We start from the raw sequence: 20,198 nt of genomic DNA on the forward strand, positions 1-20,198 counted from the left end.
GCCTTGTAGGGGAGAGGTACCCTGCGGGTTCGCGGTAGCGTCTGTTCTGTCTACGACACGCTACGCGTTCGCGCAGCGTCCCGCAGGGAACGTAAGAGAAGCAAGCTATGGAGAGGGGTTTCAAAAATAAGTTGCACATCGCGTTATTTCAATACTAAAAACATTATCCCCTGTCACCTTTCTCCTATTCCCTAGGCAATATGACGGAAACAGTTGTTCCAACGCCTACTTCACTATTAACTAAAATTTCTCCTTGGTGAGCATCAACACATTTTTTGACAATTGATAGACCCAAACCAGTACCAGCAATTCCGCCAACATTCTCTCCTCGATGGAAAGGCTGAAACAAATGCTTTTGGTCTTGTGGGGAAATGCCAATACCCCAGTCTTGAATTTTAAAAATTACCGCGTGTTCTTGACCAAATAATTCAAAATTAACTATACCACCGGGTAGTGAATACTTAATAGCATTACCAAGCAAATTACCCAAAATGTGGTGCAGTAAGCTTTCATCTAATAATACTGGTTCTAATTTTTGATGACAGTTAAAAATCACTGTGAGATGCTTATCTTTAATAGATAACTGCGCTTCTTCTACTATTTGACGACAAAACGCTTCTAAATCCATAGCAATCAGGTCACACTGAAGTTTACCAGAATCGGCTTTACCTATTAATGACACTTCATCTAATAGCTGTGCCATATTTTTGATTGCTGAACGAATCATTTGTAAGTGAGAGTGTTTTTTTTCTTGACTTAATTTTTCTTCATGATTTTGTAACAATCCAGCAGCTAAAAGAATAGTATTTAAGGGATTCCGAATGTCATGGGAAAGCATAGAGACAAACTCGGCTTTAAACTGGTTAATTTCTTGAGCTTTTACCAGTTCAGCCGTGCGTTCTTCAACACGATTTTCTAGAGATTTATTGAGGATTCGTAAAGTTTCCAATGCTTGCTTGCGCTCAATTGCGTAACATAAAGCCCGCACCAAAACATGAACATTTACCTGTCGCTTGACTAGATAATCTTGCGCTCCTTGTCGCACAGCTTCAATTGCTAAATCTTCGTCATTAGTATTAGTTAGAACAACAATTGGTACACTAGGGTCTTGCTTTATCAACAAAGACAGAGATGATAGACCTTGACTGTCAGGCAGAGTAAGGTCTAGTAAAATCACATCATAACTAGTGTGACTAAGTTCGCTGAGTGCTTCCCGTAATCGCTTCACATGAACCAGAAGAAATTGTTTGAATTCAGCTTGCTGCAAATATTCTTGTAATAACCTCGCTTCTGCTATGTTGTCCTCAATTAATAGAATTTTTACTGAATGTCCAACTATCATCTTCTGGGTTCACCTCCTGGGAATGAGTTTTGAGTGCTGTTAGCGGTAGCGCGGCGTTTAGCCGGTGCTGAGTGCTGTTAGCGGTAGCGCGGCGTTTAGCCGGTGCTGAGTGCTGAGTGCTGAGTTTTGAGTGCTGAGTGCTGTTAGCGGTAGCGCGGCGTTTAGCCGGTGCTGAGTTTTGAGTTGTGAGTGGAAAATTACAAATTCTTCCCTACACCCCTACACCCTTACACCCTTACACCCCTCCCCTATACCCCTATACCCCTATACCCCTATACCCCTATACCCCTACTCCGGTGGTAACGTAACTGTAGACAGCCAAAACTCTTCAATTCCCTTGACAATTTGGAACAGTTGACTAAGGTTGCGAGATTTGGTGATGTAGCAGTTTACGTGCAGTTCGTAGCTGTGAAAAATGTCATCTTCGTTTCTCGAAGTTGTCAGCACTACTACCGGAATGCGTTTGAGTAAGGGGTCAGCTTTAATTTCTGCCAATACTTCTCGACCGTCTTTTCTAGGTAGGTTCAAATCTAACAGTATCAGATCTGGACGTAGCGCATTAGTATATTCACCTTCTTGGCGAAGATAAGCCATAGCGTCCATACCATCCCGGACTGTAACCACTTGGTGTGGGATTGAGCTATTTTTGAACGCTTCTTGGATAAGGCGAATATCAGCTTTGTTATCCTCAACTAAAAATATTGTTTTGAGTTTTTCTTCCGTTTCTACGCTCACGCTCTCGGCCTCCAACTGGAATTGTAAAGTAGAAGGTCGCACCCTTACCAAGTTGTGACTCTACCCAAATGCGTCCCCGATGACATTCGATAATCTTTTTACAGATTGCTAAACCCATACCTGTACCTTGATATTCGTCTCGTGTATGCAGACGTTGAAAGATCACAAAAATGCGATCGCTAAATTGTGGATCAATCCCAATTCCGTTATCCTTGACTGAGAATAACCATTCATCGTCTAATCTTTCTGCACCGATGTGGATTTGGGGTGGTTTGTCGCTGCGGAATTTGATGGCGTTAGCAATCAGGTTTTGGAATAGCTGCATGAGTTGGGTGCTACCAGCCATGACTGTGGGTAAGGAGTCATGGGTGACAGTAGCCTTGGCTTCGACAATGCGTTGGCGTAAATTGCCTAATGCTCGTTCTAGTGGGGTTTCTACATCCGTTAGTTGAAAAGCGATCGCTTGGGTGTCTACCTTGGAGTATGCTAAGACATCATCAATTAATGTTTGCATGAGGCTGACTCCCTCAACTGCGAAGTTGATAAACTCTTTCGCATCTGCATCTAGCTTTTCTTCATAGCGCATTTCCAATAATTGGACGTAATTCGCTACTTGATTAAGCGGTTCTTGCAAATCATGGGAAGCAACGTAGGCAAACTTTTTCAGTTCGGCGTTGGAACGTTCTAAGTCTTGCGCTAACTGTGCTAGTTCATCGGCTTGGCGCAGGACAATATTGACAATTGCCTTTTTCAATTCTAGCGCGGCTTTAATTTCTACATATCGCCAAGGCAATGAGGTGAGGCGGACTGTCTCTTTCCACAGTTCAAAGGATTTCCGGGGACAGAGGCGCACATTCCCCTCAGATTGGCTAACTTCAAAAGCATTGTGAGGATCACCACCCCAATTAACTGTTTGAATCACTTCTGGTCTAAACCACAATACATAATTACGATGGGAAATGGGAATGGCTAACAACCCACTAGCCACGTTTTTAAACCTTTCTGCATCTGGATAAACTTGTGGTAGTGAATCGGTGGAGAAAATTTCTGACTCGACGTTATTTTTCAGCCACTGCACCAAAAAAACTAAGTCTTCTTCTTTAGGAGTCTCACCAATTAAAGTAAATTGGTCACCACAACACACAGCCGCACCTTTCGCACTGGTTAAATCTAAAAGATTAGGCTGATGTTTAACTAAACCATCAATAAAGTTGTCTTCTTGGGACATATATTCAACCAACAATGATTGAATATGGGTGAGATTCATTCGATAATCGTAATCTTCAGTTTCTTCTCTGGCTGAAAGTTCTGCAAATATTACTCGTCCTAGAAATTCGCAGGCTTTGCGTAATTCGTAAGAAACATATTTAGGGGATTGATGGTGACAAGCAATTAATCCCCAAAGTTTTTGGTCTTTAATCAAAGAAATAGTTAAGGAAGCACCTACACCCATATTGTGTAAGTAATCCAAATGACAGGAAGCGGCACTTCTGAGGATAGAATTAGTTAAATCAGGCGGGCGATCGCTTACCGGATTTTTCACTGGTAACATCTGTACAGCTTCAGCCTGAGAATCTGGAATCAGCCGAATAGAATTAGAAATAAATAATTTTCTCGCGGGTTTAGGAATATCTGATTCTGGATAGTGCAGTCCTAAATATGGTTCTAAGGTGGCGATTTTTTCCTCTGCGACGACAGAACCATGTCCATCATCATCGAATTTATATAACATCACTCGATCGAAACCTGTCACTTTGCGGACTTCTTGCACAATTATCTGACAGAAATCTCGCAGATTCGCCGTTCTTTCTAACTCATTAATAGAAGCTTTAGCTAGATGATAAAAGCTTAAAAAAGGAATATTTTCTTGAGAAATAGCAGGTTCCAACTCTAAAATCAAAAATCCTTCAGAATTGCGATGAAATACTGCATCAAAAACTACGTAATCATCGCCTTTCTTCCGCATCCACAGCTTTGTCGGATTAATAAATTCGATATTACCTTCTAATAATCCAGCTTTGATTCGCTCAACTTGAAATGAATCGAGTAAGTCTTCTAGTTTTTTCTGTAAAACAGATTCAGCATTAATATCTAAAATATCCCAGGTATTGTTGCTAACTTGTAATATTTTCAGATCAGGTTCTTCTAAGACGAGCAACACTCCATGAGGTTGAACTTGACTAGAAAGATGAATTGGAGCTTCTTTTAACCTTGTGACATTAATATCTGCTATTTCTAAGCTTATGGTCATAACTAACTATCCTCTTTTATTGTCTGAGGTCATCAAAATTATAGTCAATGGCAAATTTTGACTATTCTGATATTTCTATAGTTAAAAAATCAGCAATTGTTAGATAGATTGCATGAGAAATATAAAAATATAAAATTCTCTACTGTGATCATCTATTTTTGGTTAATTTGCCCTTTAGTTCTGCTATTGTTACGCTAGGTAACGTTTTCAGATTACTAATTGTTAACTCCTCAGTAAGTTGGCGGCAGTTGATTTCTAGACTGCCTGCGTTTTACAGTCTAACAGGCACTAATGATATGCAGAGATAAGAAATGTGAAAACTTAAGTGATTGATTAAGCAGATTATGTTTAGCTATGTAAACTATTTGTAGCTGTGATTAACCGCGTCTCAACAAGTGTCTTTTGGGCTTATATCCAAGAACTAAACCACATCCGTAATCGATAACCTTCAGGTGAAAGGGGTAAACCTAAATAAATCGGCATCCAGAAGACAAAAGCGGCGATAATGATGAAAGAAATAGAGATGCCTATAGCTCGGAGTGATCGATGATAACTGTGTAGACATTGATCGACAAACCAGGCGATCGCTAAAAATGCAAATACGACAGATGTCATGTAATGATAGATAAAAACACACCTTGTTACCTTTACCCAAGGTAGTAAGTTGACAGCATAATTTACGACTAAAAATAACGCTATCCAACTGTCAGTAGAAATATTTTCAGGTAAAGATAAGCGTCTTTGTTTGATGACAGGAATCACAACAGGCGTTAATAGCATCCCCAGCAGAAATAATATAGATGCGAAAGCAAACCACCACAAAAAAGGATTGCCAATCGCATGAACATCATAGATAACTTTTCCTGTACCTCTAGGTAAGGGAGGCCCCAATACAGGTAAAGGATCAGTTATACTTTGCGTTGTCTGATAATAATAAGCCATTGGTCGAGTCAGCAAAGGCCATTTGTACCAAGCAGCACAGTAGGGATGGACTGTAGGAGAATTACCACCCAGTTTTTCGTGAAATTCTAAAATTTCCTTGTGTACTGCTATAAATCCATATTTAGGATTGATTTGCAGGTGAGGAATCCAGAGGATACTATAGACAGCCACGGGAACAATACCTAAAGACAAGATAAATTGCCAAAAGTTAATTTGCGTAAGCTTTTGTATTGGTAAAAGATGGGAAAGATTAATTGACTGCTGGTTAAATGAATTATTTATATTAAACGTAAATAAATTTTTTATAATATCTCTGGTTTGATTTCTATGCGTAAGTAATTGGTATATCCAACTGAAGCTCCAAATGACATAGATACCAAATAAAGAAAATAGCCCGTTCCATTTTGTAGCACAGGAAGCACCAAAAGCTATACCTGCTAACACTAAATATAATTGACGTTTTTGTTGCTTGGCTAATGCTAATAAAAACAACAAATGTCCTAATAATGCAAACAAAACTATATAAATATTAATTAAAGCATAGCGCGATTCTACAATTAATATACCATCTAAAGCGGTGAATAGACCTGCTAGTAAAGCAAAGCTGCGACGGTAATTTAATTGATAAGCAATATTAGCGATAATAATAGGAATAAACGAGCCAGATAAAGCATTCATCCAGCGATAACTCCAAGGCGATCGCAAAGAACCTGTCAGTCCATTTAGTGGTTCTTGCCAAAAAGGAACATGACTACCAAGCCACATTCCCAAGGCAATCATATACTTACCTAAAGGTGGATGACCATCAAAAAATGGTATATGGGTAAGATAGTTATGACCGAACTTAGCATAATAAACTTCATCAAATACCAAAGTATTAAATCTATCTAATCCCCAAAAACGTAGGGTGAGAGATAGCAGAAATATCCCCATCAACCCAATTCGATACCAATTCTTAGTCATTACTCATTAGTTATTAGTCACTCTTGAGTTGCTCTATTAACGTTTGTAGTAAGGACTTTAGTCCTTAATCATACTTGCTATACGCAATGAGCTACCCACTACGAACTATAACTTATCCCGACCATCTTCGTTTTCATGTGTTCTGGTGTGTGCAGTTAATGATCGCTGCTGAATATCAGCGTTAAGCATAACGGATTGCACTGGTAGTTATACCCTTTTACTTGAATCTTGATACATTTAGGCAAGCACTAAACCAGAACGACTGGAAGTCGCGGCTATACAAACTAAGTCCGCCTGTGCGGACTAATGGAAAATCAATCCCTAATAGGGATTAAGTGAAATTGCAATTTGGCTCTAGCTTATTGGGTAATCAAAAACACGCCCCAAACCAGTTTCAATCCCTAATAGGGATTAAGTGAAATTGCAATGATGTACTTGCGGATGACACGCGCTTGTTCTGCATGTTTCAATCCCTAATAGGGATTAAGTGAAATTGCAATTGTAGACATCTTAGCTGGGCTAACCGATATTTCCGTTTCAATCCCTAATAGGGATTAAGTGAAATTGCAATAAGCCCATTGGAGCATTTAAAGCCGACCAATTAAGTTTCAATCCCTAATAGGGATTAAGTGAAATTGCAATGATTGTTGTTTATTCTGCAACAGCTACAGACATTGTTTCAATCCCTAATAGGGATTAAGTGAAATTGCAATAATTTGATAGGGAAGTGGGATTACACCCAACACAAAGTTTCAATCCCTAATAGGGATTAAGTGAAATTGCAATCAGACAATCTAAAAGTAGTGCTTCCAGCCCCATTGGTTTCAATCCCTAATAGGGATTAAGTGAAATTGCAATCAAGTTAGCCGTCACAGTGGGACAAATATCTGGGGTTTCAATCCCTAATAGGGATTAAGTGAAATTGCAATGCGACAACTGGAACATTGCAAAGGGGTAATACATGTTTCAATCCCTAATAGGGATTAAGTGAAATTGCAATTTGGTCAGTATGAAATTGCTCGTGTCCGCGAGACAGTTTCAATCCCTAATAGGGATTAAGTGAAATTGCAATTACTGAAATTACAGTAAAGTCACTTTATCGTGTTGTTTCAATCCCTAATAGGGATTAAGTGAAATTGCAATATTTCTAGCATTGAGAGCGGCTCTAGCAGCTTCTAGTTTCAATCCCTAATAGGGATTAAGTGAAATTGCAATTAATAGTAGGATTGACAATCGGTGTAATAGTTCTGTTTCAATCCCTAATAGGGATTAAGTGAAATTGCAATTGGGGAGATTACCAAGGAATAAATGAAATTATTGGGTTTCAATCCCTAATAGGGATTAAGTGAAATTGCAATAGCTTCTGTTCTGCGGTTAGTTCCTTTGATTGGCTTGTTTCAATCCCTAATAGGGATTAAGTGAAATTGCAATTTGCCTTCGGTTTCAATATCGGTTTCATTGCTAGTTAATGAGTTTCAATCCCTAATAGGGATTAAGTGAAATTGCAATCAAATGGGGCAGCAGAAGCTGCTAGTCCTTCTAAGTTTCAATCCCTAATAGGGATTAAGTGAAATTGCAATTTTCGATCTTGATTGGTATCAATAAAAAGGAGGTTTCAATCCCTAATAGGGATTAAGTGAAATTGCAATGATGCTTACATTTCCCGGCTTCTACAAGAAAGGGGTTTCAATCCCTAATAGGGATTAAGTGAAATTGCAATTCCCTTCGCTGTAACCTCAATAACTAAAAATTCTGTTTCAATCCCTAATAGGGATTAAGTGAAATTGCAATTCTATTCCCAGGGACTTTGTACAAGTTGAGGCGAATTGTTTCAATCCCTAATAGGGATTAAGTGAAATTGCAATTCTGCAAGGACTTTTCTTTCGCAAATCTTGGGGCAGACACGTTTCAATCCCTAATAGGGATTAAGTGAAATTGCAATATGTAGGCTTCCTGGAATACTTTTTCTACTACTTTGTTTCAATCCCTAATAGGGATTAAGTGAAATTGCAATGAAGAGGTGCGAGCTAGGAGATGGGAGATGGCTGGTTTCAATCCCTAATAGGGATTAAGTGAAATTGCAATCAGCGATCGCTGAGTCTGCATTGATCCAAGGTGTTTCAATCCCTAATAGGGATTAAGTGAAATTGCAATAAGCTCAGTTGCTTCAGTTATCAGCCTCTGAATTTCGTTTCAATCCCTAATAGGGATTAAGTGAAATTGCAATCACCCCTTCCAAAACTTCCTCATATCCTTTGTAAGTTTCAATCCCTAATAGGGATTAAGTGAAATTGCAATTCGCCTAATCCAGTGGCGAGGGGAATTAGTACGAATAGTCAAGTTTCAATCCCTAATAGGGATTAAGTGAAATTGCAATTACCTTTTGCATCAGGGTGGTATTTTTTGGCAGCTTGTTTCAATCCCTAATAGGGATTAAGTGAAATTGCAATCTTTTATTAATTAATCACATAGCTAAAGTTTGCTGGTTTCAATCCCTAATAGGGATTAAGTGAAATTGCAATTACTAAATTCGGACAAGCGAACGTTACAATACAGGTTTCAATCCCTAATAGGGATTAAGTGAAATTGCAATTCAGTTGTAATGGCGTGGATGTCGTTGATAACTGGGTTTCAATCCCTAATAGGGATTAAGTGAAATTGCAATCACCAAAGAAAAAGATTGTTTATTATTGCGTACCCCGTTTCAATCCCTAATAGGGATTAAGTGAAATTGCAATTAGAGATAGATAATAAGTAATTATACTCACTATATAGTTTCAATCCCTAATAGGGATTAAGTGAAATTGCAATTTTAGGTAGTTTTGTATATTCCAAAGTACCAACCGTTTCAATCCCTAATAGGGATTAAGTGAAATTGCAATTTGGGGAACTGCCGGCGAAACCACGCCAAGCACAGAGTTTCAATCCCTAATAGGGATTAAGTGAAATTGCAATTTAGTGGCTGCCAAGATTCCGCCAGAGTTGCACAATCGTTTCAATCCCTAATAGGGATTAAGTGAAATTGCAATATATTGGTATCAAGACTCATAGGCACACCATTAAGTTTCAATCCCTAATAGGGATTAAGTGAAATTGCAATGTATTAGTCCTTGTTTAGCCAATTGATAAATAAGTTTCAATCCCTAATAGGGATTAAGTGAAATTGCAATAAAAGTAAATCAATTTGATAATAAAAGCTTAACCGTTTCAATCCCTAATAGGGATTAAGTGAAATTGCAATAGCGGTAGCTGGAAAGCTAGTCAGTATTTGATTTTCAAGGTTCAGATGCGCGATCGCGATAACATATAGCATAAACCATATTAATTAAATTGGCTATCAATTGCTGAAATCAAGTCTGGGTAAGGAGCGCGGGTGTTTCGGTGGTTAGGATTGCTTCAAACTCTTGTACCGAGGGCAATTCAGCCATTGTCTTTCTAATTAGATTTCTAACACCTACCCATCCGCGCATTTAGCGAAAAAACTAATTAAATTTTCAGCCAATCCCCAGCCTTTTAATCTTGGATTCGCAATTTTAGATTTTGGATTGAATAATCTAAAATCTAAAATTCCTAGTTCCTCAACTCTGTTCCACCTTCGCCACCTCTAACATTGTCTTTAGCACAGAATCAGGATTGAGACTAATAGAATCAATACCCTGTTCTACCAAAAACTGAGCAAATTCTGGGTAATCGCTGGGTGCTTGTCCGCAGATGCCGATTTTGCGGTTGTGTTTTTTAGCTGCTTCTATCGCCATTTTGACCATTTGCTTCACAGCCGGACTGCGTTCATCAAATAGTCGCGCCACCAAAGCTGAGTCTCTATCTAATCCTAGTGTCAACTGAGTTAAATCATTAGAACCAATCGAGAACCCGTCAAATATCTCCGCAAACTGTTCCGCCAGAATTACATTACTAGGCAACTCGCACATCACATACACCTGCAAGTTGTTCACACCTTGTTTTAGCCCATTTTTTGCCATCTCTGCTAAAACTAACAGTCCCTCTTCAGGAGTGCGACAGAAGGGAATCATCGGGATGACATTGGTTAAACCCATATCTTCCCGTACTCGTTTGATGGCTTGACACTCTAAAGCAAAGCCATCTTTGTAGCCCTCATCATAATATCGTGCTGCACCCCGCCAGCCGAGCATGGGGTTTTCTTCTTTTGGCTCAAATTGTCTACCACCTTCTAAGTTGGCGTATTCATTACTCTTAAAATCTGACATTCGCACAATCACAGGTTTGGGATAAAAGGCGGCGGCGATTCTACCTATCCCTTGGGCTAATTTATCGACAAAATACTGGGGTTTATCATCATACATGGCGGTGATAGCAGCAATTTTGGCTTTTGCGTCTGCATCTTCTAATTTGTCGTAGTGAATCAACGCCAGAGGATGAATTTGGATTTGGTTGGCAATGATAAACTCAGTCCGCGCTAAACCCACCCCATCATTAGGAATTGCAGATAAACTCAAAGCTTCTTGGGGATTACCGACATTCATTAAAATCTGAGTCCGGGTATGAGGTAAGTTTTCTAAAGCTACTTCCTTAACTTCAAAAGGTAATAAACCTGCATAAACTTTGCCTTCTTCCCCTTCCGCACAAGAAACCGTCACTTCTTGACCAGTTGTTAAAACTTCCGTCGCGTTAACACAACCAACGATCGCAGGTACACCCAATTCTCGTGCAATAATTGCTGCATGACAGGTACGTCCCCCAGAATTAGTAATAATTGCACTGGCGCGTTTCATGATGGGTTCCCAGTCGGGGTCAGTTCTTTCTGTAACTAAAACGTCCCCAGCCTGGAACTCTTGTATTTGTTTAACATCTAAAATCACCCGTGCTTTTCCTTGACTAATCGCTTCCCCAACCGCCCTTCCAATAACTAAGGGGTGTAGAGATTGAGGAGTAGAGATTTGGCTAGTTTTCTCCCCAGTCCCCAGTCCCCAGTCTCCAGTCCCCAATACCAACCGATAACTCCGCAATACGTTACCGTTCTTCTGCGACTGCACTGTTTCGGGACGGGCTTGGACTATAAATAGTTGATTGGTAATACCATCTTTTGCCCATTCAATATCCATCGGCGTATAAATACCGTGGACTTGGCAATAATGGTCTTCAATTAAACAAGCCCAACGCCCTAGTTGTAAAATCTCTTCATCACTCAGGGCAAATTGATTTTGTTCTAAATTAGATACAGGTATATTTTTAGTAGATTTAGTACCTCGATCATAGACCATTTTTAATTCTTTGCTGCCCAATTTTTTATCAATAATGGGACGAAAACCTGCTTTTAATGTTGGTTTGAAAACATAATATTCATCGGGGTTAACTGTCCCCTGGACAACGTTTTCTCCTAAGCCATAAGCAGCTGTAATTAAAGCAGCATCTTTAAACCCTGTTTCGGTGTCAATAGAAAACATCACCCCAGAGGTAGCTAAATCAGAACGCACCATTTTCTGTACACCCACAGCTAGGGCAATGCTAAAATGATCAAATCCTTTGGTATGGCGGTAAGAGATAGCACGGTCTGTAAATAGGGAAGCAAAACATTGATGACAGGCTGTTAATAATGCTTCTACACCAACAATATTCAGATAGCTTTCTTGCTGTCCTGCAAAACTAGCATCGGGGAGGTCTTCGGCGGTAGCACTAGAACGAACTGCTACATCTGTGTTGGGGTTATACAATTCACATAAACTTTCATAGGCTCTAGCGATCGCCTTTTGTAATTCTAAAGGAAATGGTGTGTTCATCAGGAGCGATCGCGCCTGTTTTCCTCTTGCTTGTAAGTTTTTGACATCTTCTACATCCAAGTCAGCAAATAGTTCTCTTAACTTGGCTTCCAACCCCGCCGACTGGATGAAGTAACGATAAGCATAAGCTGTAGTGGCAAATCCTGTAGGTACATTCACGCCTTTGGATGTTAGTTGCTGAATCATTTCCCCCAAAGACGCATTCTTTCCACCAACTAAAGCTATATCCGTAATCCCAACTTGATCAAACCAGAGAACAAGTGATTTCTCCTTGGCAAATTGAGGCACAGTGCTATGAAATACTGTAACCATAAATATTACCTCCCAAATTGATGATCTAATATCAATTCGTAATTCGTAATTAAGAGAGACGGATGAAACTCTAAAGACTCAGAGTTTCATGTTTAATCTTTTTTTTGGAGAATTGATATTATTTTTTTGACTTAGTTTTTTTTATCTGGAAATTGACAGCCATATTGACACGAGGGATCGTGTTTTCATGCTGTTAGTGTATTGAATATTTTCTTTGGGATCACCATAACAAAAAAAACTAGGTTTTGGTTTATCGCGCAATATAATTCATTTTTTTCAATAATTTATCCCTTTAGATAGAGGTATAGATTAACAATTTGTCACAATGCCAATTTTTGATAAAAAGTTAAATTGCTAAATTCCTATCAGATTCCTATTTGATTTTTTTGCCTAGCCTGCACTTGGACTGAAAAACTCAGTATATTCCCTACTTAACAGCTAAATTCCATAACCTAACCCCTTGGTTATCCGTGGCAGCAAGGGTCGTACCATCTGGGCTAAGTGCTACTTGAGAAATGGTGATTCCCTTTGGTTTTTGCCAAGTTAACAATTTTTTACCCGTGCTAATTTGCCAGATATTTAAGGAACTACCATTGCTAATCAGTGTTTGACTATCTGGCGTAACTAACAAGGTATTGACTGTGCCGACATTCGGGATAATTCGCACCACTTTTTTTGTTGTTATGTCCCAGATATGGAGATTCTCTTCTTGGGCAGTTATGAGGGTTTTAGCGTCGGGTGTAACGGCTAATGTGTTGATGCGATCGCCTTTGTTATCACCAAAAGATTGCAAACGCTTACCTGTATTAATATCCGAGATTTCTATCTGGTTGCTGTAGGAACTATTGGCAACGACTACAGTTTTACCGTCTGGAGTGATATCCACAGGATAGCCTGAACCCAAAGTTTCAATGTTAGCCGGCATAGTCCGCAATAATTTACCACTGCTGAGTTCCCAAACCCCTATATCTGCTGTAGCTTGATCTCCCTTGTGGAAGCCGATGAGGGTTTTACCGTCAGGAGTCAGCTTGACTAACTCAGAACCTTCCAGCCTCTGGAGAATGTCACCTGTTGCTAGTTCCCGGATTTGTATTTGTTTTGGTGCGGCTGTGACTAGAGTTTTACCATCGGGAGTAATAGCGATCGCTTCTATGAGATCATTAAGAGTTGTATTGCCGTCCGGTGGGCCTGGAAAGGTGTTCAGTAATTTACCTGGATCTATTTGCCAAACTCTCAGATCACCGGAATTAGCAATGACTAGTTTATTGCCATCACGAGTAAATCCCAAACAACGAATGCCTTCGTAAGAAGATAAGCCAAATTTCTGCTCATAGCCGATAATCTTACCGATGGTAGGAAGAAAATTCTGCTCCTGTCCACTAGATTTCACAAATTGAAAAGGTGCAGGTGCTAAGGTCACATACATTGAAATCAACATCACACTGTATGTGAAAATTACTGCAATCAGAATAAAACGGGACTTAAATTGGGGAGAAAGCTTGAGTCCACAAATCCCACCTACCACACCGCCAATAATCGAACCTAATGGTGCTACGACAATGAACTTCAACATTATCGCCAGCCCACCAAAAGGCCCTCCTATATAAGTATCTGGACTAGCAAAAATAGGTATCATTGCCAGCAGCATCATACCGAAAAACGAACCCAACATTGCAGGAAATAGAGTATCTTTCATGCGGTGGGAGCTTTTTCCCATAATCAGCCCAATAATACCGCCAACTACAGCCCCAATAACTACACTAACGAAAGTTGCGTATATCAGTTGTGGCAGAATAAAGGTAAAAATAAAATCAAAATTAATAAAATTCATGAGAAAACGCAATTATTTTGGGAATCGGTGCTGATACTATTTCTTTATGAAGATGTTCTTAACTAGCTTGCAGGTTAATACAGTGAAGCCTCACAGAGATTTGGTATAAGCAGTCGCTTACATTCAAAGCTTGATCGCCAGCATAACCATAAGTTGGTAACAAAAATTGCTCTTATCCGGATTAATTTAAACTTTTAACTGAAAGTAGTAGAACAAGTTCAATAATCAGCTGATGTATCCAGAAAAGTAATAGCATTACCCTAGAGGCTAAAAGCTCAAAAAACTATGACACCTGAAGAAATTGCAGGGACTCTGACCGAATTATTTAGCACAGCAAATGTACAAGAGATCACATCTTGCTCCTGGCAGATAGACACATCTACATTTAGACTGTTGGTATTGCTGTCAGAAGATAGCAATTGGTTGCGGGTTTTATTACCGATTGTGCCATTACAAGAAGCGCAACCATTCTTAGCAGAGTTTTTATCAGCCAACTTTGATGACACCCAAGAAGTCCGCTATGCCTTGTATGACAACGTGATGTGGGGAGTATATCAGCATCATAGCGGTACTTTGATGAGAGATGATTTGAAAAATGCGATCGCTAGACTCATATCCTTACATACCGCAGGCTTAAACGATGTCTTCAATCGCCTCATCGAAAATCGCATTCGGCAGATTGTGCAAGCCGCAAAACAACAAGGACAATCTCTGCAAGCCACAATGCAAACCCTAGAACGGTTCTATGCAGAAGGATTGTTAGGAGAAATTAACCAAACGGCAGCCGCAAGAGAAGAAGTTTTAGCAGCTTGGCAACGGCAGCTAGAACGTCTATGGCATGAAATAGAATCTCACCCAGAATAATCACATGGACATCATCGAAACCCTCAAACAGGACTATCAAAGCTTCCCAGACAATCAAACCTACAGCATTTATGCCGCCAATGTTTATTTTCAAGATCCGTTAAATAGTTTTCGTGGTGTTAACCGCTACAAACAGATGATTAAATTCATCAAAACTTGGTTTTTAAATTGTCGGATGGATGTACATGATATTCAACCCTTGGGAGACACCATCAAAACCGAATGGACACTGAGTTGGAATACTCCCCTACCCTGGAAACCGCGCATCTCTATTTCTGGTTGGAGTGAACTAGGACTTAACTCAGATGGCTTGATAGTTTCTCACATTGATTATTGGCACTGTTCTCGTCTAGACGTGTTGAAACAGCACATAATCTCTAACCATAAGTAAATCGAGTTTAAGTTAGAGTATTTACCCAATCTCACATACAAAACAGGATCAATAATATACTGAAACCAAAAGAGCGATCGCTATGGCCGATAAAGAACTCAAACAACTCATAGAAGCTAACGCTAAAACAATCCAAGCCATGTTAGACGATATGGCAGACACACGAGAAGAACGGCAAGAACTCCGCGAAGGCATGATCCAACTGCAAAAAGCAGTAGAAAGATTAACCCAGGTACAAGAAGGCATATTTAACCTGTTACTTTCCGTAGATGGCGATCGCCCTACAATTCTTAACAAACTCTCAGAAATCGAAACCAAACTAGATCAACTATTGCAGTCTAATCCCCAAGATAAATAAATCTTCAATACCCAATACCCCTTGTCCAATGCCCCAAACCCCAAAAGCATTGATAATAGAAATAGCGTAAATAAATGTAAACAATTCTCAGGCAGGGCAAAATCATCCATGCGAGTAATTTTAATGACAGGTAAAGGCGGCGTGGGTAAAACCTCCGTTGCAGCAGCAACTGGACTGCGTTGTGCAGAATTAGGATATCGTACACTGGTTTTGAGTACAGACCCTGCCCACTCATTAGCAGACAGTTTTGACATGGAACTAGGCCATGCAGCCCGGCAAATTCGTCCTAATTTGTGGGGTGCAGAACTAGATGCACTGCAAGAACTAGAAGGAAACTGGGGTGCAGTTAAACGCTACATTACCCAGGTTTTACAGGCCAGAGGTTTAGATGGAGTACAGGCAGAAGAATTAGCCATCCTACCAGGTATGGATGAAATTTTTGGCTTGGTAAGAATGAAACGCCACTACGATGAAGGCGAGTATGATGTCTTGATTATTGACTCTGCACCCACCGGCACAGCATTACGACTGTTGAGTTTACCGGAAGTTGGTGGCTGGTATATGCGGCGTTTTTACAAGCCATTTCAAAATATCTCTGTAGCATTGCGTCCCCTAGTTGAACCGATTTTTAGACCCATTGCGGGATTTTCTTTGCCCAACAAAGAAGTAATGGATGCGCCTTATGAATTTTATGAGCAAATTGAAGCATTGGAAAAAGTATTAACAGATAATACCCAAACTTCAGTCCGCTTAGTCACTAATCCAGAGAAGATGGTGATTAAAGAATCGCTACGCGCTCATGCCTATCTCAGCTTGTATAATGTCGCCACAGATTTAGTCGTAGCTAATCGAATTATCCCGGCGGAAGTTCAAGATCCATTCTTCCAACGTTGGAAACAAAATCAAGAGGAATATCGTCAAGAAATTCATGATAATTTTCATCCTCTACCTGTTAAAGAAGTACCATTATTCTCTGAGGAAATGTGTGGTTTAGCAGCCTTAGAGCGGTTAAAAGAAACCCTCTATAAAGATGAAGACCCAACTCAAATATATTACAAAGAAACTACCCTTAGAGTAGTGCAAGAACAAAATCAATACAGCTTAGAATTGTACTTGCCAGGGATTCCCAAAAATCAAATTCAACTCAATAAAACTGGGGACGAATTAAATATTACAATTGGTAATCATCGCCGTAACTTAGTGCTGCCTCAAGCCCTAGCTGCACTACAACCCGCAGGTGCAAAGATGGAAGACGATTATCTCAAAATTCGCTTTACTGATAATGCAAGAGTCTAATAATTGACAATTAGAGAGTCAAAATCCGAATAATTGGCAAATCAAGAAAGCAAAGAAATCCTGTTTTATAAATTAGACCAAATATCTGAAAATAAAGGGCAATATTGACTTTTATTTCTGATTTTAATTGACGCAATATTGCGTCTTTTTTTTCTTAATTTTAGCTATTATTATTAAGCTTTTATGAAGTTTACCAATACTTTATAAAATCATTATTGACGATTTTTCAAAATAAATTATTTAGCATACTTTTGGCCGTATTTTTACTGTAGACAATGTGATTCATAAAAATACAGAATGTTTTTAGATTTATAAAAATCTAATATTTTTCCTGAAATTAATTTAATAAAAAGCAATGTCCCCGATCGCTCCATCCGATTTACAGGTTAGTCTCAATCAAGAAAGTGTACTACGTCGGATTACAACTCGTATCCGTCAATCCTTAGAGTTGGAAGATATTATTACGGCGACAACGGCGGAAGTACGCGCACTACTAGAAACTGAGCGCGTCATGATCTACAAGTTTCACACTGATGGAAGCGGCCAGGTCATTGCTGAATCGATTTACGAACACCTTTTACCTTCATTACTAGGCTTAAATTTCCCCGCCGATGACATTCCCCCCGTAGCTAGGGAACTTTTCATCAAGTCAAAGGTGCGTTGTGCAGTTAATGTAGATTCTGGGCAAATTGGTCAAAGTACCTTACATAAATTAGAAACAGGAGAAGAAACACCAGAAGGAATCCGTTATCGTCCTGTAGATCCATGTCATGCTCAATATCTCACAGCAATGGGTGTGAAGTCTTCCGTTGTTGCCCCAATTTTCCATCAAGATGCACTCTGGGGATTGTTGGTATCTCATCACTCACAAGCCCGTGATATTTCCGAACATGAGTTGGCAGCTATGCAAATGGTTGTAGATCAATTATCCGTGGCAATTTCTCAAAGTTACCTCCTCACCCAAGCCCGTGCAAAAGCAGAACGGGAAGCTGTAATTAATCGCATTGCTACCCTACTGCACTCATTACCCACAATTGTCCTACAACCTGCGTTAGAAGCAGCAGTTACCGCTTTTAACGGTGTTGGTGGTAGGCTTTGCCTCAAAAATCAAGCTCTTGACCTACACAATAGTCATCACAAGAGTTTAGCCGAATGTTTAATTCCTGGTAGCGATTGTGTCCAGATTTATACCTGCGGTCAACAACCAGTTATTCCAGAACCAACTATCTATCCCCTCATTGAGCAATATAGTGTCTGGCAAGAACACTATAAATCTCATCATTATGATGTGTGGGCAATTACCGATATATATCAAACTCCTGCATTGCATAGTTTACAGCCTGTTTTTCAACCAACAAAAATTCGCAGCATTTTGATGATTCCGTTGGAGTATCGTCAGCAGTTGCTAGGATACTTAAGTATTTTTCGCAATGAAATAGACACAGAAACTCTGTGGGCAGGTCAGCATGACCCAGACAAAAGACAAATTTACCCTCGTCAATCATTTCAACTGTGGTGTGAATCTAAAAAGTCACAAGCTCAACAATGGACAAATGAAGAAATAGAATTAGCTAAAGAAATTGGTAAGCACTTTGCCTCAGCAATTCAACAATATGATCTATATCAACAGGTACAAGCTTTTAATCACAATTTAGAAAAACAAATCACAAAACGTACTTTTGAATTACAAAAAACAGTAGAACAACAACAGGCAGTCTTTAGTGTTATTACTAAGATTCGGGAATTTCTTGATACTGAAACTATATTTCAAATTACTACTAAAGAAGTTTGCCAGTTAATTGCAGCAGATCGTGTTTCTGTTTATCGTTTCAATGCTGAATGGGGTGGTGAATTTGTCGGTGATTTTGAAGCAGTTAATTCATACTGGTCAAATAAATCACAAATATGTGTCAATACAGTTTGGAATGATACTTATTTACAAAGAACAGAAGGAGGAAGATATCGCCAAAAAGAAACATTTGCGGTAGATGACATCCACAAAATGGGATTTGATCAGTGCCATGTGGAGATGTTAGAAAATTTCGAGATTCATGCTTTTGTGCTTGCACCTATTTTTATAGGACAGAAACTTTGGGGTTTGCTCGCGACATATCAACATTCATCTCCTAGACAATGGAAAACTTCGGAAGTGAATTTCCTGACTCAGATTGCAGCTCAACTAGGAGTAGCACTACAACAAGCTGAACTACTCAGCCAAACACAACAACAAGCAGAAACGTTAACTCAAGCACTGCATCATTTACAACAAACTCAAACGCAACTCATTCAAACTGAAAAAATGTCTTCATTGGGACAATTAGTAGCGGGTGTCGCTCACGAAATTAATAACCCAGTGAACTTTATTTATGGCAACTTGGCTCATGTGAGCGAATATGCTAGAGATTTGCTGAGTATGCTAGAGCTTTATCAGCAGGAATTTGCTCAACCGACTGCGGAAATTCTAGATTTGGCAGACAAGATTGACTTAGAGTTTTTATCTGAAGATTTGCCTAAAACTCTATCTTCTATGCAAATTGGAGTTGAGCGGATTCGTCAAATTGTCATGTCTTTACGAAATTTCTCCCGTCTTGATGAAGCCGAAATGAAAGCTGTGAATATTCACGACGGTATAGATAATACCTTACTGATTTTGCAGCATCGATTAAAAGCCAAACCAGAAAGTCCTGCTATTAACCTGATTAAAGAGTATACTGATCTGCCTTTGATAGAGTGCTATGCCGGACAAATGAATCAGGTATTTATGAACGTTTTAAGTAATGCCATTGATGCCTTAGAAGATTATGAGCAATCACCATCAGAACCTTATAAAAATAAGATTACTATCACTACTAGCATTGGGGAACTCAAAAATCATATCAAAAGCGTGGTAATTCGCGTTGCAGATAATGGCCCAGGTATACCCGAAACTTTAAGAATGAAAATATGTGATCCATTTTTTACTACCAAGCCAGTAGGTAAGGGTACTGGTTTAGGATTATCAATTAGTTACGGTATTGTAGTCGATAAACATGGCGGTGTATTTAAATGCGATTCACAGTTGGGGGTAGGAACAGAGTTTTGGATTGAAATCCCTATTTATCAAAGGGGACAGGGGATAGGGGATAGGTGACAGGTGACAGAAATATTTATCAGGGAT

General features: G+C 39.4%; 11 protein-coding genes and 1 CRISPR repeat array. Of the genes, 5 read left to right on the forward strand and 6 right to left on the reverse strand.

Annotation, left to right across the window (positions count from 1 at the left end; all coding sequences use genetic code 11):
• Window positions 1-184: 184 nt before the first annotated feature.
• The 6 genes from VB693_RS15220 to VB693_RS15245 all read right to left on the reverse strand — a co-directional run bounded on the left by VB693_RS15220 (window position 185) and on the right by VB693_RS15245 (window position 14,132).
• A complete protein-coding gene (locus VB693_RS15220; RefSeq protein ID WP_323267049.1) occupies window positions 185-1,339 on the reverse strand; it encodes a hybrid sensor histidine kinase/response regulator in 1,155 nt (384 codons plus the stop codon).
• 291 nt (window positions 1,340-1,630) lie between these two features.
• Window positions 1,631-2,077 carry a response regulator gene (locus tag VB693_RS15225; RefSeq protein WP_323266998.1) on the reverse strand — a complete coding sequence of 149 codons (447 nt, stop codon included), beginning with the start codon at window positions 2,075-2,077 and terminating at the stop codon, window positions 1,631-1,633.
• Window positions 2,031-4,328: an ATP-binding protein gene (locus VB693_RS15230; RefSeq protein WP_323266999.1), complete on the reverse strand. Its 2,298-nt coding sequence runs from the start codon at window positions 4,326-4,328 to the stop codon at window positions 2,031-2,033. The genes VB693_RS15225 and VB693_RS15230 overlap by 47 nt, the downstream gene beginning before the upstream one ends.
• A gap of 408 nt (window positions 4,329-4,736) precedes the next feature.
• Window positions 4,737-6,233: a dolichyl-phosphate-mannose--protein mannosyltransferase gene (locus VB693_RS15235; protein WP_323267000.1), complete on the reverse strand. Its 1,497-nt coding sequence runs from the start codon at window positions 6,231-6,233 to the stop codon at window positions 4,737-4,739.
• Between the two features lie 311 nt (window positions 6,234-6,544).
• Window positions 6,545-9,474: direct repeats of the CRISPR family, unit length 37 nt; unit sequence GTTTCAATCCCTAATAGGGATTAAGTGAAATTGCAAT.
• A 337-nt stretch (window positions 9,475-9,811) separates the two neighbouring features.
• Window positions 9,812-12,301: a phosphoenolpyruvate synthase gene (ppsA, locus tag VB693_RS15240; protein ID WP_323267001.1), complete on the reverse strand. Its 2,490-nt coding sequence runs from the start codon at window positions 12,299-12,301 to the stop codon at window positions 9,812-9,814.
• A 427-nt stretch (window positions 12,302-12,728) separates the two neighbouring features.
• The gene (locus VB693_RS15245) at window positions 12,729-14,132 is read right to left on the reverse strand and encodes a hypothetical protein (RefSeq protein ID WP_323267002.1); all 1,404 of its coding nucleotides are present in this window, start codon (window positions 14,130-14,132) and stop codon (window positions 12,729-12,731) included.
• Window positions 14,133-14,417: 285 nt separating this feature from the next.
• Between VB693_RS15245 and VB693_RS15250 the strand changes: the two genes are divergently transcribed.
• From VB693_RS15250 to VB693_RS15270, 5 genes are all read left to right on the forward strand, one after another.
• Window positions 14,418-14,996 carry a hypothetical protein gene (locus VB693_RS15250; RefSeq protein ID WP_323267003.1) on the forward strand — a complete coding sequence of 193 codons (579 nt, stop codon included), beginning with the start codon at window positions 14,418-14,420 and terminating at the stop codon, window positions 14,994-14,996.
• 4 nt (window positions 14,997-15,000) lie between these two features.
• Window positions 15,001-15,387, forward strand: coding sequence for a DUF2358 domain-containing protein (locus tag VB693_RS15255; protein WP_323267004.1), 387 nt, complete (start codon window positions 15,001-15,003; stop codon window positions 15,385-15,387).
• 82 nt (window positions 15,388-15,469) lie between these two features.
• A complete protein-coding gene (locus tag VB693_RS15260) occupies window positions 15,470-15,745 on the forward strand; it encodes a hypothetical protein (RefSeq protein ID WP_323267005.1) in 276 nt (91 codons plus the stop codon).
• A gap of 108 nt (window positions 15,746-15,853) precedes the next feature.
• Window positions 15,854-17,041 carry a TRC40/GET3/ArsA family transport-energizing ATPase gene (locus tag VB693_RS15265; protein WP_323267006.1) on the forward strand — a complete coding sequence of 396 codons (1,188 nt, stop codon included), beginning with the start codon at window positions 15,854-15,856 and terminating at the stop codon, window positions 17,039-17,041.
• Between the two features lie 355 nt (window positions 17,042-17,396).
• The gene (locus tag VB693_RS15270) at window positions 17,397-20,171 is read left to right on the forward strand and encodes a GAF domain-containing protein (RefSeq protein WP_323267007.1); all 2,775 of its coding nucleotides are present in this window, start codon (window positions 17,397-17,399) and stop codon (window positions 20,169-20,171) included.
• The last annotated feature ends 27 nt before the right edge of the window (window positions 20,172-20,198 follow it).

It is taken from the genome of Anabaena sp. UHCC 0399, from assembly GCF_034931465.1.
Taxonomy (GTDB): domain Bacteria; phylum Cyanobacteriota; class Cyanobacteriia; order Cyanobacteriales; family Nostocaceae; genus Trichormus; species Trichormus minutissimus.

Bases quoted from the DNA above. Each gene is read 5' to 3' on its own strand.
- VB693_RS15250 (WP_323267003.1), top strand. From the start codon at position 14,418: ATGACACCTGAAGAAATTGCAGGGACTCTGACCGAATTATTTAGCACA.
- VB693_RS15235 (WP_323267000.1), bottom strand. From the start codon at position 6,233: ATGACTAAGAATTGGTATCGAATTGGGTTGATGGGGATATTTCTGCTA.
- VB693_RS15260 (WP_323267005.1), top strand. From the start codon at position 15,470: ATGGCCGATAAAGAACTCAAACAACTCATAGAAGCTAACGCTAAAACA.
- VB693_RS15230 (WP_323266999.1), bottom strand. From the start codon at position 4,328: ATGACCATAAGCTTAGAAATAGCAGATATTAATGTCACAAGGTTAAAA.
- VB693_RS15265 (WP_323267006.1), top strand. From the start codon at position 15,854: ATGCGAGTAATTTTAATGACAGGTAAAGGCGGCGTGGGTAAAACCTCC.
- VB693_RS15255 (WP_323267004.1), top strand. From the start codon at position 15,001: ATGGACATCATCGAAACCCTCAAACAGGACTATCAAAGCTTCCCAGAC.
- ppsA (WP_323267001.1), bottom strand. From the start codon at position 12,301: ATGGTTACAGTATTTCATAGCACTGTGCCTCAATTTGCCAAGGAGAAA.
- VB693_RS15245 (WP_323267002.1), bottom strand. From the start codon at position 14,132: ATGAATTTTATTAATTTTGATTTTATTTTTACCTTTATTCTGCCACAA.
- VB693_RS15270 (WP_323267007.1), top strand. From the start codon at position 17,397: ATGTCCCCGATCGCTCCATCCGATTTACAGGTTAGTCTCAATCAAGAA.